Source organism: Ideonella benzenivorans, from assembly GCF_020387415.1.
Taxonomy (GTDB): Bacteria; Pseudomonadota; Gammaproteobacteria; order Burkholderiales; family Burkholderiaceae_C; genus Ideonella; species Ideonella benzenivorans.
The window spans coordinates 1-15,296 of sequence record NZ_JAGWCB010000007.1 but is presented as its reverse complement, the minus strand read 5'-3'; the positions used below and the strand labels follow the sequence as shown (position 1 = coordinate 15,296).

Sequence of the window (15,296 nt, the reverse complement as noted above, 5' to 3'; positions counted from 1 at the left end):
CCGGCCTCAGGTGGGGATCTCGCTCAGGGCACTGAACGCCAGCTCACGCTGCTCGCGCCGGTGCACCACGGCCGAGGGCGTTGCACCCGCAGCATTGGTCCGCCGGGCCACATGGCGCAGGCGCACGCCCACCGTCTCGCAGGCCCGCGCCAGCTCGTCGCGCACGCCCTGCCAGGCGCCCTGGTTGAGGTGTTCCTCCTGGGCCCACACCAGCTCCTTCAACCCCGGCAGGGCCCGCAGCTGCTGCTCCAGCGCCCGCCGCGGGAAGGGATAGAGCTGTTCGAGCCGCCAGAGGGCCACTTCCTCGGCCTCCAGGTCCTCGCGCGCCCGCAGCAGGTCGTAATAGAACTTGCCGCTGCACAGCACGGCCCGGGTGACCGAGGGTGAGCCCACGGCGGCCTCGTCCCCCAGCAGCGGCTGGAACTCGCCTTCGGCCAGGGCCTGCAAGGTGGTGTGGGACAGGGCTTCGCCGTAGAGCTGGCCCTTGGGGGTCATCGCGATCAAGGGCTTGCGCACCGGGTCCAGGCCCTGGCGCCGCAGCAGGTGGAACCACTGTGCCGCAGTGGACGGGCAGACCAGCCGCAGGTTCTCGTCGCCACACAGCAGCAGGAAGCGGCTGATGTAGCCGGTCGAATGCTCGGGGCCATTGCCCTCGTAGCCGTGCGGCAGGAACACCGCCAGCGCGCTGGACTGGCCCCACTTGGCCTGGCCCGAGCTGATGTACTGGTCCAGATAGACCTGGGCCTCGTTGACGAAGTCGCCGAACTGCGCCTCCCAGACCGCCAGCGTGGCAGGGTCGCGCACGCTGCGGCCATATTCAAAGCCCAGCACCGCCTCCTCCGCCAGCGGCGAGTTGATGACGTCAAAAGCCGCCGCCCCGTCCAGCTGCCGCAGCGGCACGTGGCGGGTCGCCTGCGCCTGGTCGTGCCAGACGGCATGCCGGTGCATGAAGGTGCCACGCTGGACGTCCATGCCCGACACCCGAACCGGCACCCCGGCGCTCAGCAGCGAGGCATAGGCCAGGTTCTCGGCCAGGCACCAGTCCACTGGCGCCTGGTCCCCCTCCGCGGCCCGCAGCCACTGGTCGCGCACGGTCTGCACCGCGGGATGCAGCACAAAGCCCGCCGGCAGGGCGCACAGGGTGCGCAGCCAAGCCTGCATCTGCGGCACTGCGGGCGGGATGTTCAGGGGGCGAAAGTGCGGCATGGCCGGCTGCGGGGCTGAGCTGGACGCCGGGGCCTGCCACGCGGCCACCGCCGCCTGCTGGCAGGACTGGATGCGGGCGGCCAGCTCCGCCGGGCTGGCCACACCGGCGTCGGCCAGCTGGGTCGCGTACACCGTCGCCGGGGTGGGCTGGTTCTGGGCCTGCGTGGCCAGCAGCGGCCGGGTCACGGCCTGTGCGTCATGCTCGGAATGCCCGCCCCGGCGGTAACCCACCAGATCGATCACCACGTCGGCGTGGAAGCGGGCCCGGTAGGCCAGGGCCAGGTTGGCCGCGCGCAGCACCAGCTCGGGGGCCTCCGCGCTCACCCGCAGCACGGGGGCATCGATCATGCGGGTGATGTCCGTGCAGTAGCGCGGCGTCCGGGCGTCCATCGGGTTGAGCGCGGTGAAGCCCACCTGGTTGTTGACCACGACATGCACCGAGCCGCCCAGGTCGTAGCCCTCGCGCTGGGTCAGCATCAGGGTCTCCATCACCACGCCCTGCCCTGCGAACGCAGCGTCGCCGTGCAGGCTGACGAACAGCCCCCTGCCGGCGGCCACAGCATGGGCCATGCCCCCGGCGACGGGGAAGACGCTTTGCAGATGGGACGGGTTGTAGGCCAGGGTCAGGTGCACCGGCCCATCGGCGGTCTGCACGGTGTGCTCACGCCCCAGGTGATAGATCAGGTCGCACTGGCGCTCCGGATGTTCCGGGGTGGCGGCGATGTAATCCAGGACCTCGGCCGCCGGCATGCCCAGCAGGTTCACCAGCACATTGACGCGCCCACGGTGGGCCATGCCCAGCACCACCTCCTGCACACCCTGGCCTGCCGCCTGCGCCACCAGCTGATCCAGCAGCGGGATCAGCGCCTCGCAGCCTTCGAGTGAAAAACGCTTGCCATGGGGATGGCACTGCGCCGCATGGGCCTCCCAGGCCTGGACCTGCGTGAGCCGCTCCAGCAGCCGCAAGCGCTCGGCCGCGGTGGGAGCCGTCGTCTCGGCGCTTTCCCACTGGGCGAACAGCCAGGCCGCGCGCGCCGTGTCGCGCAGCGCACTGCAATCCAGGGCCCAGGCGCTGCAGTAGGTGGCCTTGACCCAGCGGTCCAGGGCCAGCACGTCCGACACGCCAAAGCGCTGGACATCCTCTTCCCGGAGGGCATCCCCGGCGAACAGGCCAAAGCGTTCGGGGGAGAGGTGGGCGTCATCGGCCCTGAGCGCCGCGCCCAGGGGATCGAGGCTGGCACAGCGATACCCATGCCAGCGATGGGCCTCGACGAATTCCAGCACCGCGGCCGGGTCGGCGGTGCCGCGGGGCTGCCCCCGCCACTCACTGAGCGGGTCGCCCGTGAAAAGAAAGTTCCTCTGATGAAGCCACGGGTACTGCTTGGGCTTGGTGGACACGGTTCTCCCCAACGAGTGAAACAACGATCGCACGGGAATATCCCCGTGCGCAGGTGTCTCCTGTGCATTCGCCCGTCATGCTGACCAAGCCGGCCGCGGGTCGCTTTTTTTCATGATAGGAGCGCCCCCCCGTGCAAATCCCCCTGTCAACTCTGACAGGGTCGTTGAGCACGGGGATTGCTAAACGACCGTTGGGGGAAAGTCTTAAATGCCGGCAAGGGGTGTTTTGGCATTCTTTACATATTGAATCAGGGTTAACTCCAAGAAACGCCAGCCGATATCCGGCTAAACGGCGTATCCAGCGGCGATCTCTGTCGCGCTCTGGCTGCCCCGGTGATGCCCCGCGGCCCAGTCTGTCCAGGACGGCCTGGCCCGGGTGGTCCCTCTTCTGCCTCCACAATCCGCATGAAGCTCTCCCATCTCTCCATCGGCACCCGACTAGGCTTGGCCTTCTCGGCCGTGATCGCCCTGCTCCTGGTCGTCCTGGGCCTGTCCGCTTCGGTGCTGGGCCAGGTCAGCCGCTCCATGGACACCATGGTCCAGGACCGCTATGCCCAGATTGCCCTGAGCAGCCAGATCAAATCGGCTGGCGAGCGGGGTGCCCAGACCCTGGCCAAGCTGCTGCTCACCTCCGACCCGGAGAAGATCAAGGGGCTGCTGGCCGACTACGACGGCATCCGCAAGACCAACACGGAGAACCTGGCCCGCTTCGAGAAGATGCTCACCGACCCGGAAGCCAAGGCCTTGTTTGCCGAGCAGGGCAAGGCCCGCAAGGCCTACGGCGTGGTGGTGCGCAAGGTCTTCGATCTGCAGAAGGCGGGCGACCGTGAACAGGCCATGGCCGTCTATGGCGACGAGCTGCAGGCGCCTCAAGTGGCCTACTACGCCCTGATCGACAAGATGGTGGCGATGCAGTCGCAGCGCATGAACGACGACGTGGCCCAGGCCAAGGAACGCATGGCCAGCATGCGCCTCCAGATGATCGTGGCAGCGTTGCTGGCGGTGGCGCTGGCCGTGGGCGTGGCCGTCGCCATCACCCGCTCCATCACCCGGCCGATCCAGCAGGCCATTGCCCTGGCGGAATCCGTCGCTTCGGGCAACCTGACCGCCAAGCTGACGGTGCACGGACAGGATGAGGTCGGCCGGCTGATGTACGCGCTGCAAAGCATGGTCGAAGGCCTGCACCGGATCGTGACCCAGGTGCGCAACGGCGCCCAGCAGATCACGGTGGCCGCCCGCGAGGTGGCCCAGGCCAGCCAGGATCTGTCCGCCCGCACCGAGCAGCAGGCCAGCTCGCTGGAGGAAACCGCCTCGGCAATGGAGCAGCTGACCTCGGCCATCAAGCTCAGCGCGGACAGCGCCGGCCAGGCCAATCAATCGGCGGCCCAGGCCTCCGGTGTGGCCAGCGAGGGCGGCCAGGTGGTGGGCCAGGTCATCAGCACCATGAACAACATTGCCGATTCGTCCAAGCGGATCGTGGAGATCACCAGCGTCATCGACGGCATCGCCTTCCAGACCAACATCCTGGCGCTGAACGCCGCGGTGGAAGCCGCCCGGGCCGGCGAGCAAGGCCGCGGTTTCGCGGTGGTGGCCGGCGAGGTGCGCACCCTGGCGCAGCGCAGCGCCCAGGCGGCCAAGGAGATCAAGGCCCTGATCGACACCTCGGTGGCGCAGGTGGACGATGGCGCCAAGATGGTGGCCAGCGCGGGCGCCACCATGCAGCAGGTGGTCACCGGCATCCAGCAGGTCAGTACGCTGGTCTCGGAGATCAGCAGCTCCAGCCGCGAACAGAGCACCGGCATCGAACAGGTGAACGTGGCCATCATGCAGATGGACGACTCCACCCAGAAGAATGCGGCGATGGTGGAGCAGAGCACCGCCGCCGCGCAGGCCCTGCAGGACCAGGCGGCCCAGCTCGACGAACTGGTGCGCTCCTTCGTTCTGTGACGAAATGGCGCCCGCCTGTGCCGCGGTCAGCGGCCGGGCTGGCGCCCCTCGTCCACCAAGGCTTGCAGACGCACACAGCGCAGCCACACCAGGGCCAGCAGCCCGGCCTGACCGAGCAGCACGGCCCCGACCGCATGGCCAACACCGGGTGCCGCCAAAGCCAGGCGCAACCCGGTCAGCCCGGCCAGCGCCAGCCCCGCCCCCAGCGACAGGGCCAGGAACAACCACAGGCCGCGGCCACGCCACAGCTGGGGCAGCGCGCGCCACCAGGCCAGCACCACCGAGCGCAGGCGTGGCTGCAGCACCAGCCGGGCCCGGGCCTGCTCGACGCTGACCTGGGCCAGCAGCACCAGCAGCGCGGTCACGCCTTCGGCCAGACGGTTCGTCCACACCGTATCGGCCTCCAGCACCTGCTGCCCGGCCCGCAGCTCGGCCGCGTGCATCAGCGCCGCCCCGAGCCCCAGGGCCAGGCCCAACAGGCACAAGCTCCAGACCAGCAGCCGCGCCATGCGCGCATAGTCGGCCAAGCCGGTGCGCAGCAGTTCGTTCCAGGCCAGCGGGGCGGAACGCCGGGCCGCGGCCCCCGCCATGGCCACCAGCCAGGGCGACACGAGCAGGGTCCAGGCCAGACCGGCCACGCCCAGGGTGCCCAGCCCGACCACCGCCTGGGAGGGGAACAGGCCAGCCAGCGCTTCGGCCAGCAGTGGCAGCGCCATCCCCTGGGCCAGGGTTGGCCCGAGCAGCGAATGGTCCAGCTGGCGGGCCAGGCCCTGCCAGACCGGCAGCGCCACCAGCAGCGTGGGCACGGCCAGCGCCAGCCACCAGGCCAGCAGCAGGCGCCACTGCGCCATGTGGCCCATCGCGCGTGCCATCTGGCGCAGCAGGCCGGTGCGGGGCAAGGGGGGCAGATCCCCGGGCAGATGAAGGGTCAGCGAAACAGTCACAGCGTGGTCACCAGGGCAAACAGGGTTTGGGCCAGGACGGCGATCTCATGCGCCCAGCGGCGTGAGGCCTGGCCATCGGCCTCCAGCCGCCGGCTGTTGTCCAGCAGACGGTTGTCCAGACGGTTGCGGCCCTCCGGGTCGATCTCGACCGACACGGCGCGCGCCGCCCAGACCCAGCGGAAACGCTGCCAGGGCTGGGCGCCATCCCAGGTCAGCTGCTCGACATGGCCATCGGCGAAATGCACCCGCACGGTCTGCGGCACGGCCGCGCCCTGTCGACGCAGCATCACGGTGGTCTGCCAGGGGAAGGGCCCCAGGCCGCTCTTCGCCCCGGGATGGGCCCGGCGCCAGGCCTGGCGCTGTGCCGCCACCGCCTGGTCCACGTCCTCCCGGCTGCGCAGCTGCCAGCGGCCCTGGACCTGCTGCCAGCCGGCGGCGGGCAGCAGCTCCTCACTGCGCAGCGATTCGACCCGGTCGTCGACCGCCCGCACCGCATACACCTGCTGCTCGAACAGGCGCTTGACCACCTCGGGTCGGCCGGAGACTTCGGCCAGCACGGCCTGCAGGTCGCCGATGGCGGGGTGGCGGTACTTCCAGCGTTCGTAGTAGACACGGAAGGCCTTCTCGACCGTGGCCCGGCCCAGCGTGGCCTCCAGATCGCGCAGCGCAGTGGCCGTGCGGCCGTAGACACTGCCATAGCCCGCGCTGCTGTAGCGGTCCCAGGAATTCTCGCCCAGCGCATCGGTGGCGCCGATCGCCAGCGTCATCAGCCGCTCCATGTCAAACGCACTGATGAGAGGCGCCCAGCCCAGGCGCCGCAGACGCTGCGTGGTCAGCGCAATCGGCTGCCCGCGGTCGCGGATCATGCGCAGGTCCCAGTATTCGTTGAGACCCTCGTCCAGCATGGGCTCCTCAAACTCGTTGGAGCCCAGCAGGCCATAGAAGTAGCCGTGGCCGAACTCGTGGATGGTCACGAAGTCCAGGTTGTACGCATTCCAGGTGCCCGGCTCGGCGTGCGCATAGCCCTCGGCGGTGAAGAAGGTGGGGTACTCCATGCCCCCGGCCTCCTCCGCGTTGTAGGGCGGGATCACCGCAGTGACGGTGCGATAGGGATAGGGCCCCAGCGTGCGCGAGAAGTAGGTCAGCGAATCCAGCGTGGCCTGCAGCACCGGCTGGGCGTTGGCCTGGTACTCGGGCGGGTAGAGCACGGTCACCGTCACCGGTGGGCTGCCCGGGCCGGTCCACTGCGCGGTCAGCGGCTTGGCATAGCGGCGGTCGGCCGTCCAGGCGAAGTCGTGCACGTCGCCCTGCATGAAGTGGTAGGTCTTGCGCCCGCCCTGCACCACCGGCGCGCCCTGCAGTTCGCCCACGGCGCCCACCGTCATGTCCTGGGGCACGTTGATCTTCACGTCGTACAGGCCGTAGTCGGCGTAGAACTCGCTGTTCAGGTGGAACTCGTGGGCGTTCCAGCGCACCTCCTTGGCACCGCGCTCGCCGGGCAGCTCCAGCACCGCGATCTTGGGGAACCACTGGCCCACCAGGTGGAAGCTGCCGAAGTAGCCGGTGCGCGCCAGCACCCTGGGCAGCTGGTCGAAGAAGTCGATGGCCAGCGTGGTGCTGGCACCGGGGCCGACGGCCTGCGGCAGATCCAGCCGCACCACGGTGTGGTCGGTGACGGGGCCGCCATCCGGCTGCACGAAGCGCCAGGGCACGGCCTGGCCGCCCTGTGTCACCTGGCGCAGCGTGGTGTAGCCCCAGTCACCATCGCCCACCGCCATCCCGCTGCGGAAGGAGAAGCCCTGGCGCTGCTCGGTCATGAAGGTGCTGCCCTCGCCCTCGAAGGCATTGAGGTAGAGATGCAGATAGACCGACTGGACCGGGCGGTCCGAGCGGTTGCGCCAGGTCAGCTGCTGGCGCCCCTCCACCGTGTGCCGGTCGGGGTCCAGCCGGGCCTCGATCTGGTAGCGCACCACCCGGTCGGACAGCGTGGGCTCATCGCCACGCCGGGGCCCACCCCAGGCCGTCGCGGCGCTCGGTTCGCGCACGGCGCCGGCATGGGCCGGCGCCAGGGCAATGCCATCGGGCGATGGCGGCACGCCACGGGCGGGGAGGAGGATCGGTGCATCCGGCAGCCGGCTCGTGGCCGGTCCGTCATCACCGCGGGAGGCTTGCCACCACAGGGCGCCGCCCAGGGTCAGCGCCAGCACGGCGCCCAGACCCATGAATGCTCTGGTTCTGCCCAGCATCTGCGATCACGGTTGAAACAACCCGCGGATGATAGGAGCCCTGGGCCGCCCCCTGCCTGCGAAGTTCGGGGGGGCCGGCGTTCAGCGGACCGCCAGGTCTTCCGCCGGTTCCGGCTGCACCGCCTGGCGGATGCAGTTGCGCCCGGCGTGCTTGGCCTCGTAGAGGGCCGCATCGGCCAGCGCCAGCAAACGCGAACCGCTGCGGGCATGGCCGGGGAAGAAGGCCACGCCGACGCTGGTGGAGATCTGCACCACCCGGCCGTGGCCCAGGTCCACCGGCTGCGAGACCGCGTGGACGACCCGTTCCAGCACCGGCTGGGCCGAGGCCGGTTCCTCCAGCGAGCACAGCAGCAGCACGAACTCGTCCCCGCCGATGCGGGCCACCGTGTCGTTGGCCCGCACGCAGGTTTCCAGCCGGCGGGCGATGTCCTGCAGCAGCCGGTCGCCGGCCTCATGCCCATACTGGTCGTTCACCGCCTTGAAGCCGTCCAGATCCAGGTAGCACACCGCCAGGTGGCGCGACAGGCGGGCATCCACCGCCATCGCCTGCGACAGACGGTCCACCAGCAGCAGCCGGTTGGGCAGCCCGGTGAGCGCGTCGTGGAAGGCAATGTGCTCGACCTGTGCCTCATGCTCCTTCTGCTCGGTGATGTCCAGCATCAGCCAGAGGGAATCGTGGTCCTCGGACAGCACCGTGCCGCTCAGGTCCACCCACATCGGGTCGCCGTTCTTGCGCAGCATGCGCACCTGGGTCCGGTACTGTCCCTGCTCGTGCAGGCCGCGGTAGCCCTCCTGTCCGACACGCCGGTAGGTCTCCTCGTCGGCATAGAGCACGCGGATGTCCTGCCCCAGCAGCTCATCGTGCTCGTAGCCGAACATGCGCTCCAGCACATGGTTCTTCCACTGGACCTCGCGCCCGTTGACCTTGACGATGCCGATCAGCTCGTTGTCGAGCATGGCCGACTGCTCGCGGTTGAGGCGCTGCAGCTGGATGCGTGCGTCGTGCAGCTCGGTGATGTCGTACATGACCGAGCGGCTCATCTGATAGTGCCCGGCCGCGTCGCGCACCGCGGTGGAGGTCATGCTGATCCAGCGTGCCGTGCCATCGCGCGACTCAAGCCGCAGCTCCAGCGGGCCGACCTGGCCACTGTCCTGCAGCAAGGGGAAGGAGAGCCGGAACAAATGGCTGCTGGCCTCGCCCAGGAACTCGTGCAGGCTGTGCTGCCCCACCAGGGCCTCCCGCGGGGCCCCCAGCCAGGACAGCGCCATCGCATTCAGGTGCACGAAACGCCCCTCGCTGTCGAGCGAACAGTAGCCGCAGGGCGCGTTGTCATAGAGGTCCTGGATGCGCTCAGTCGCCTCGGCCAGCTGCATCTGCAGGGCCTTGCGGTCGGTGATGTCGCGCCCGACCACCTGGATTTCGGTCAGCTGCCCGGCCGCGTCGAAAAAGGCCAGGTGTTCAAAGTGTCCCCAGCGCACCCGCCCCTGGGCCCCATGGAAGCGATAGTCCAGCCCCACCCGGGGGGTTGCCGGTGTCAGCGCCCGCAGGCGCAGGACAAGCTCGGCCCAGTCCTCGGCCAGCACACTGGGGGACCAGGCCTGCCCCAACAGCCGGTCGCGGTCGGCCCCGAAGGCATGGCAGAAGGCGTCGTTGACGAACACCAGCCTGTGGTCGCGCCGCACGCGGCAGATCAATTCCTCCTGGCTGTCCAGCACCTGGGAGAGCTGCTGCTCCCGTGCGCGCAGGGCGCCCAAGGTGGTCTGCAGGCGTTGGCCGGTGCTGCGCAACTCGTGCACCACCGCACCGACCATCAGGGAAAAGAAGGCGAAGGCCAGCGTGGACCAAAGGGCCTCGGCATTCGGCTCCAGCACCCCGTGGGGATGGGACAGCATCCAGCCCCCCGCCAGCGCACTGGCGACCACCACCAGAATGCCGGGCCCCGTGCCCAACCCATAGAAGGCCAGCACGGCGGCCGGATAGAACGTGACGAAGCTGGCGCGCGGACCGGGCGGCAACCAGGCCAACCGGATGCCCAAGGCCAGCAGGAACAGCACCAGGCCCCACCCAAAACGGCCGGAGTGCCAGGGCCACATCCGGCTGGACAACGCGCCGCGGCTCATGCCCGCTCCACGCACCGAGATCGGCGCTGTCGAAAAGGCAGGGACATGGCAGGGGCTGACAGGCAGAAAAACATCTTGAAGAACCGCCCGAGGGAAGGCGCCCCTCCCCGCAGCGCTCGCGGTCAGGTTGATCGTGGCACGTGCACCCAGTCTACGCAGGGCGACGCCCCGGGCAAGGGCGGAACAACAGGGTCATCCCGGTGTTCATTCCCGCCCTTTGCGCTGGCGCAAATCAGCTGGGCTCATCCTCCCAACCCTGCCGCGGCGCCTGCAGGCCCCGGCGCGGGATGGGGGTGGAAAAGACGATCGAGGTGCGCGTCTCGCCAAAGCCGTTGATGCGGGCCAGAAAGCGCTCCAGATCCTGCAGGTTGCGGGACACCACGGTCATCAGGTAAGAGTCGGCACCGCTCACATGGTGGCATTCCAACACCTCGGGCAGGCTGCGCAAGGTGTCGAGCAGCGCCCGCTTGCCCGGCTGCGGCACCTGGATGCCCACCACCGCCTGCACCCCGTAACCCAGCGCCGTTGGCTCCAGCACGGCGTGCACACCCCGGATCACCCCTGCCTCCTGCAGCCGGCGCAGCCGCTCCGCCGTGGCCGGCAACGACAGCCCCGCCGCCTGCGCCAGCACCTTCAGCGGCGCCCGTCCATCGGTCTGCAGGGCCTGCAGCAGGGCCCAGGCCTTTTCGTCCAGCTGCAGCCCCGCCGGGGTTTCCGTGGAATTCATGTTTCACCTGAAAAATAGAAAGCTGTTTGGCCAACTTACCGCTGAAACAAGCTGTGCACTGTCGATCATGGCTTCTACCATGACGCCATGGACTTCTCCAACCTGCTTCTCTTCGGCCAGGCCCTGCTGGTGGGCCTGTCGATTGCCGCCCCGGTCGGCCCGATCGGGCTGTTGACCATCCAACGCACCCTGGCCCAGGGCCCCCGGGCCGGCTTGGCCACCGGCCTGGGCGCCGCCGCGGCAGACACCTGCTACGGCGCGCTGGGCGCCTTTGGCGTGCAACTGGTGATCGGCACCCTGGTCAGCCTGCGTGGCCCGCTGTCCCTGTTGGGTGGCCTGGTGCTGGGCTGGATGGCCTGGCGCACCTGGCGCCAGCCGGTGGCCGAACACGCCGCCGAACTGGCCACCGGCGGCGACCTGTTGCGCAACTTTGGCGGCACCTTCCTGCTGACCCTCTCCAACCCGGCCACCATCTTCTCGTTCCTGGCGGTGTTCAGTGCCCTGGCGGGCAGCGCCGCCCATCCCACCTCCCCCGGCTGGATGGTGCTGGGCGTGGGCCTGGGCTCGGCCCTGTGGTGGTGGGGCCTGACCTGGACCGTGGGCCGGCTGCGCCACCGGCTGGACGCCCGCTGGCGGCGGCGCATCAACCAGGCCTCGGGCCTGTTGCTGGGCGCCATCGCGCTGTGGGCCCTCGCCCAGGCGCTCACAGGCTGGCTCGCCCAGCCCTGAGGGTGCTCCGGCGGCCGCCGTTCATCCACACGGGCCGCCGCTCATCACCGCCGGGGCGCGCTTCGTCGCAAGCGCATGGTGGCGCCGGAGGGGGCTCCCTACAGTCCATCCCAACGCAACACGACGGCACCGCCGCCACCCCAGGAGCCCACCATGAACACCCCCTTCACCGCCTCGACCGCCTCCACCCGCGTTGGCCTGCTGGGCCTGGCGTTGGTGACCTGCCTGGCCCTGCTGGGCGGCGTCTCCGGCATCGCCGACCACCAGGTGCGCGACGTGCAACTGGCCCAGGCCGCCGCCACGCCGATGGCCCTGGCCGACACCGACACGGCACCGGTGCAGGTGATCCACATCGTCGGCAAGCGCATCGCCAAGGCCTGACCCCATGCTGCGGGCGGGCCGACCGGCGACCCCGGGGAGCCCGTCAACGCATCGCGCTTTCCCCGCGTTATGGGAATGGCTTTCGGGCCACTGACTCCTCTAGATTCGGCCCCGCTTCGGCGGGGCCTTTTTTCATCCCGACGCGGGCCAGACCCGTCGTTATGATGCGGTGCAATATCCCTCCCCTGCCCCGATGACCCTCTGGCCGCTGATCACTCGCCTGGGCGAAGCCCAAATCCTGCTGCCGGCTGCCGCGCTGGCCCTGCTGCTGCTGGCCCAGCGCCAGGACAGCCGCGCCGCCGCGCTGCGCTGGGCGCTGGCGCTGGCGCTGGGCACGGTGGTGACCACCGCCAGCAAGGTGGCCTTCCTGGGCTGGGGCCTGGGCATTGCGACACTGGACTTCACCGGCTTTTCCGGCCATGCCATGTATGCCGCCAGCGTGGAGATCCCGCTGCTGGCCACCTGCGCGCTGGCCCTGAGTGGCCGCGGCCGCTGGGCCGGGGCCGTGCTGGGCACCCTGCTGGCCGGTCTGATCGCCGTCTCCCGGGTGGAGGTGGGGGCGCATTCGGTGTCGGAAGCCATTGCCGGCTTTGTGCTGGGCGGCGCCCTTTCCGCCTGGGTGGTGGCCGCGCTGCCCAAGGACTGGCCCGCCCGCCCAGCCCTGCGAACGGCCCTGAGCTTGGCCCCGCTGGGCCTGGCCCTGTGGCTGGCCGTGGGCGTGGCCTGGGCCCCGCCGCCCATCACCCATGCGCTGGTGATCCGCCTGTCGCTGGCCCTGTCCGGCCGGGAGCACCCCTACACCCGCGAGCACCTGCACGCCACGCCGAGGGCCCATCTGCCCGCACGGGCCTGGCCGCCGGCGGGGGAGACCGATCTGGCGTGAGGGGTAGCCGCCTTGCAGGGCAGGGGCGGGATGTCTGACGGGTGCTTGGGGTTTGTGTCGGCGCCCCCACCGCTGCATGGGTCGATCGGGTGATCCATCCTGGGGAAAGACCCGTCCCCGGACCAGGAACTGGGCCCATAGAGCAGCTTGGCCAACAGCTGGTGCGTCCCAGTGAGTCGGTTCAGCACCTCCCCAACCCGGGGAGAATCCCCTTGGGCGTGCATGCCCAGTCGCTCTTGGCAAGATCATCGGGCCTCGCCAAAATCAGCCAACAAGGCGCCGCTTTTGGGGTCAATTTAGTACTGGTGAACACCCAGTCAATCGGGAGGAAAACGTGCTGGAACAGGGACTTGGCGTGATGTTGGACCGGCTTGTTATGAGGCGCCGGCCGATGTTATGCGTCACCACCGGACCAGCCGTCGGTTCAGCGCCGTTCGCACTGCCGCTTTTGCCGGTTGAATACGCTGCTGCCACATCCCTGCGCAGGCTGGAAATTTCAATGACATCAGTCACTTGCCAGAGGTTTGCCCTGCGTTTTTATGCAGCACGGTCCGGTGTTATCCGTCGCTCGGTGCCGTATACAACACGTTAGGCTCAAATGCGACGAGAAGCGAAAATGGTAGGTGCATTCGTTCTGGCGCTTGGGATTTTTGCCCTCGTGGTAAGTGCCAACCTTCTGCTTGGCGGTGCGGCGCAGAGCGGTGGGCTTAGCTGTAAGTCCATTTGCGGTTTGACTTTATTGGTCACGCAGTTCTTTGGTGCTCGCGCTGGTGGGTTTTTGGGCAGCCTGCTATGGCTATTGGTCGGCATCGTTTTTACTTTCGCCGGATATCGGGTGTTTAGTGGCCGTTAACACACCTAACCCGGCGGTCAAGCGGATCCGCCTACGGCGGCCCGCTTACCTAGTCCGTTAGGCCTCACATTCACCCATGAAGTTCTTCCTAGACACAAACGTCTTCTATGGGGACTGGTTCCTCCGGAACGCCAATTTCCGCTATCTGTTCCACTTCATCAATAACGAGGGCCACGAACTTCTCGTTTCGCGTGCGGTCATGCAGGAGGCGGAGAACATTCGGAACCGAGATCTGCACGCCGCCGTCTCCGAAGTCAAGAAGCATCTCCTCTCAGCTGCAAAGCTAAATGGACAGCCGGTTGCAACTCCTGAACCGACATTTTGCATCGAACCGTACGACTTACTGGAAGCCCTGCGCCTGAAGCTAGACTCGGTTGCGCTGGTGGAGTATCAATCTATCTCACACGCTGTCGTGGTTGAGAGAGCGTTAAAGCGAGTACGCCCATTTCAAGAAAATGAGAAGGGTTACAGGGACACCTTGATCTGGCTGTCATTGCTTGAGCACTTGTCAAGACTTCCAGCCGGTAGCGAGATTGTCTTCATATCAGCCAACAAATCAGACTTCTATGATCCGAGCTCGAAGACGCCAGCGTTTCATCCCTCCCTCCAAGAGGATATTGATCGACTGTGTCCATCCGTTGTGATTCGGCCCTATCTCTCGCTGTTCGACTTCGTCGACAAGACCATTGACAAGAGCGAGCATGCCTTGGACCACTCAAGGGCGGAAATGTCGTTCGGGGAATATGTCGAAGAGCAGGGTGTGAATTTTCTTGAGAGCATTCAGCCACAAGTAATTTCCAAGCTTCAATCGTTGTTGACCCCAGGCGCACCAGCACTCTCCAATGCAACCTCACTATCCGCAGACGTGACCGAAGGAATTGAAGACCTTGACATCTTGTCCACGAGTGAGGTTGGCGGTGCTGACGTCTACGTAAGTTGTATGTACAACCTGCGCAGAGTCGAGATCAAGATCTCAATACCCGAATCAGACTATCTCGTGCACCGCCAGAAGATCGAGGGCTCAGGATGGTTCTACGAGCGAGACACAGACGGGACGCAAGTGCAGTTGACTACGATGATTCGCCCATACTTTACTGCCAGCTTCGTTCACAACGTCAATGATCTATCCAGCAGAGATTTCACCGTTGACGACTTCTCGGTGCGGTAGCGCGCCAACCGTGAACCCAGCGGATCGGAGTGGCGAGGCCTAACTTGGCGTTGAACCGGACGCGCAACGGCATGGCACCCTGGCCGTGCACCCGCCTTGGTTCATCATCGGCCGCACGGCCAGGGTGCCACGCCGCCGCGCGCCGGTTAACTCTACGTTAGGTGCCATCCAGTGCCACGCGCTCTACTAATCTTGCTCAAGACCATTGGCGCCCTTGCTGCCGCAGTGTTGGTTGTGTTTCTGGCCACGGGTAGCGAGTTGGCCCTTCACTTCGGCACGACGGCCTTGGTTTTGGCGGCAAGCGCTATTTGCTTCTTTGCAAAGGCGCGGGCGGTTCGCGCTCAGGCATTGGCGTTCTTGTTTCTCACCGTCGGCGTGAGTCATGCGGTAGACCGCTACTTCTGGGTTGGCGTGTGGGAGCGCGGCTATCCGTGGCCCTACTCACACGGCGGTGATTGCACGTCGTGTGGAGGCTTCATTGGTTCAATCGCCCCATTTATGAACGAAGTCGCAACCGTCTGCTTTTCGGTGCTGGCCTTGGTTGCAGCCATTGCAGTGGCCTGGCACCTCTCAAGAAACACCAACCAAGTGATTGATTTGCAAAGGTGTTTTTTAGACGGGTTCTGCTGCGACGAGTTTCATGCCGAGCTTGCTGGCCCGCTGACTGAGGTTGTGCAGCACCCGCTGGCGGTA

At 67.4% G+C, this 15,296-nt stretch carries 11 protein-coding genes; 6 read left to right on the top strand and 5 right to left on the bottom strand.

The window, feature by feature from the left end; translation table 11 throughout:
• Positions 1-6 precede the first annotated feature (6 nt).
• The gene (locus tag KGA65_RS03140) at positions 7-2,604 is read right to left on the bottom strand and encodes a 2-oxoglutarate dehydrogenase E1 component (protein WP_225861695.1); all 2,598 of its coding nucleotides are present in this window, start codon (positions 2,602-2,604) and stop codon (positions 7-9) included.
• 405 nt (positions 2,605-3,009) lie between these two features.
• On the opposite strand from KGA65_RS03140, the gene KGA65_RS21000 reads away from it, so the two are divergent.
• On the top strand, positions 3,010-4,551 hold the full coding sequence (locus KGA65_RS21000) for a methyl-accepting chemotaxis protein (protein ID WP_310740930.1): 1,542 nt from the start codon (positions 3,010-3,012) through the stop codon (positions 4,549-4,551).
• A gap of 26 nt (positions 4,552-4,577) precedes the next feature.
• On the opposite strand, the gene KGA65_RS03125 is transcribed toward KGA65_RS21000, so the two are convergent.
• From KGA65_RS03125 to KGA65_RS03110, 4 genes are all read right to left on the bottom strand, one after another.
• Positions 4,578-5,450: a hypothetical protein gene (locus tag KGA65_RS03125; protein WP_225861694.1), complete on the bottom strand. Its 873-nt coding sequence runs from the start codon at positions 5,448-5,450 to the stop codon at positions 4,578-4,580.
• Positions 5,451-5,491: 41 nt separating this feature from the next.
• A complete protein-coding gene (locus KGA65_RS03120; RefSeq protein ID WP_225861693.1) occupies positions 5,492-7,717 on the bottom strand; it encodes a M1 family metallopeptidase in 2,226 nt (741 codons plus the stop codon).
• A gap of 105 nt (positions 7,718-7,822) precedes the next feature.
• The gene (locus KGA65_RS03115; protein WP_225861692.1) at positions 7,823-9,862 is read right to left on the bottom strand and encodes a diguanylate cyclase domain-containing protein; all 2,040 of its coding nucleotides are present in this window, start codon (positions 9,860-9,862) and stop codon (positions 7,823-7,825) included.
• Positions 9,863-10,094: 232 nt separating this feature from the next.
• On the bottom strand, positions 10,095-10,589 hold the full coding sequence (locus KGA65_RS03110; protein WP_225861691.1) for an Lrp/AsnC family transcriptional regulator: 495 nt from the start codon (positions 10,587-10,589) through the stop codon (positions 10,095-10,097).
• A gap of 87 nt (positions 10,590-10,676) precedes the next feature.
• Between KGA65_RS03110 and KGA65_RS03105 the strand changes: the two genes are divergently transcribed.
• The 5 genes from KGA65_RS03105 to KGA65_RS03085 form a co-directional block, all read left to right on the top strand.
• On the top strand, positions 10,677-11,318 hold the full coding sequence (locus tag KGA65_RS03105) for a LysE family translocator (protein ID WP_225861690.1): 642 nt from the start codon (positions 10,677-10,679) through the stop codon (positions 11,316-11,318).
• Between the two features lie 153 nt (positions 11,319-11,471).
• On the top strand, positions 11,472-11,699 hold the full coding sequence (locus KGA65_RS03100) for a hypothetical protein (RefSeq protein WP_225861689.1): 228 nt from the start codon (positions 11,472-11,474) through the stop codon (positions 11,697-11,699).
• A 193-nt stretch (positions 11,700-11,892) separates the two neighbouring features.
• Entirely contained in the window at positions 11,893-12,582 is a 690-nt protein-coding gene (locus tag KGA65_RS03095; protein WP_225861688.1) for a phosphatase PAP2 family protein, read from the top strand.
• A 929-nt stretch (positions 12,583-13,511) separates the two neighbouring features.
• A complete protein-coding gene (locus KGA65_RS03090; RefSeq protein ID WP_225861687.1) occupies positions 13,512-14,603 on the top strand; it encodes a PIN domain-containing protein in 1,092 nt (363 codons plus the stop codon).
• Between the two features lie 192 nt (positions 14,604-14,795).
• Positions 14,796-15,296 (top strand): hypothetical protein (locus KGA65_RS03085; protein WP_225861686.1); only part of this gene is annotated, 501 nt, incomplete at its 3' end.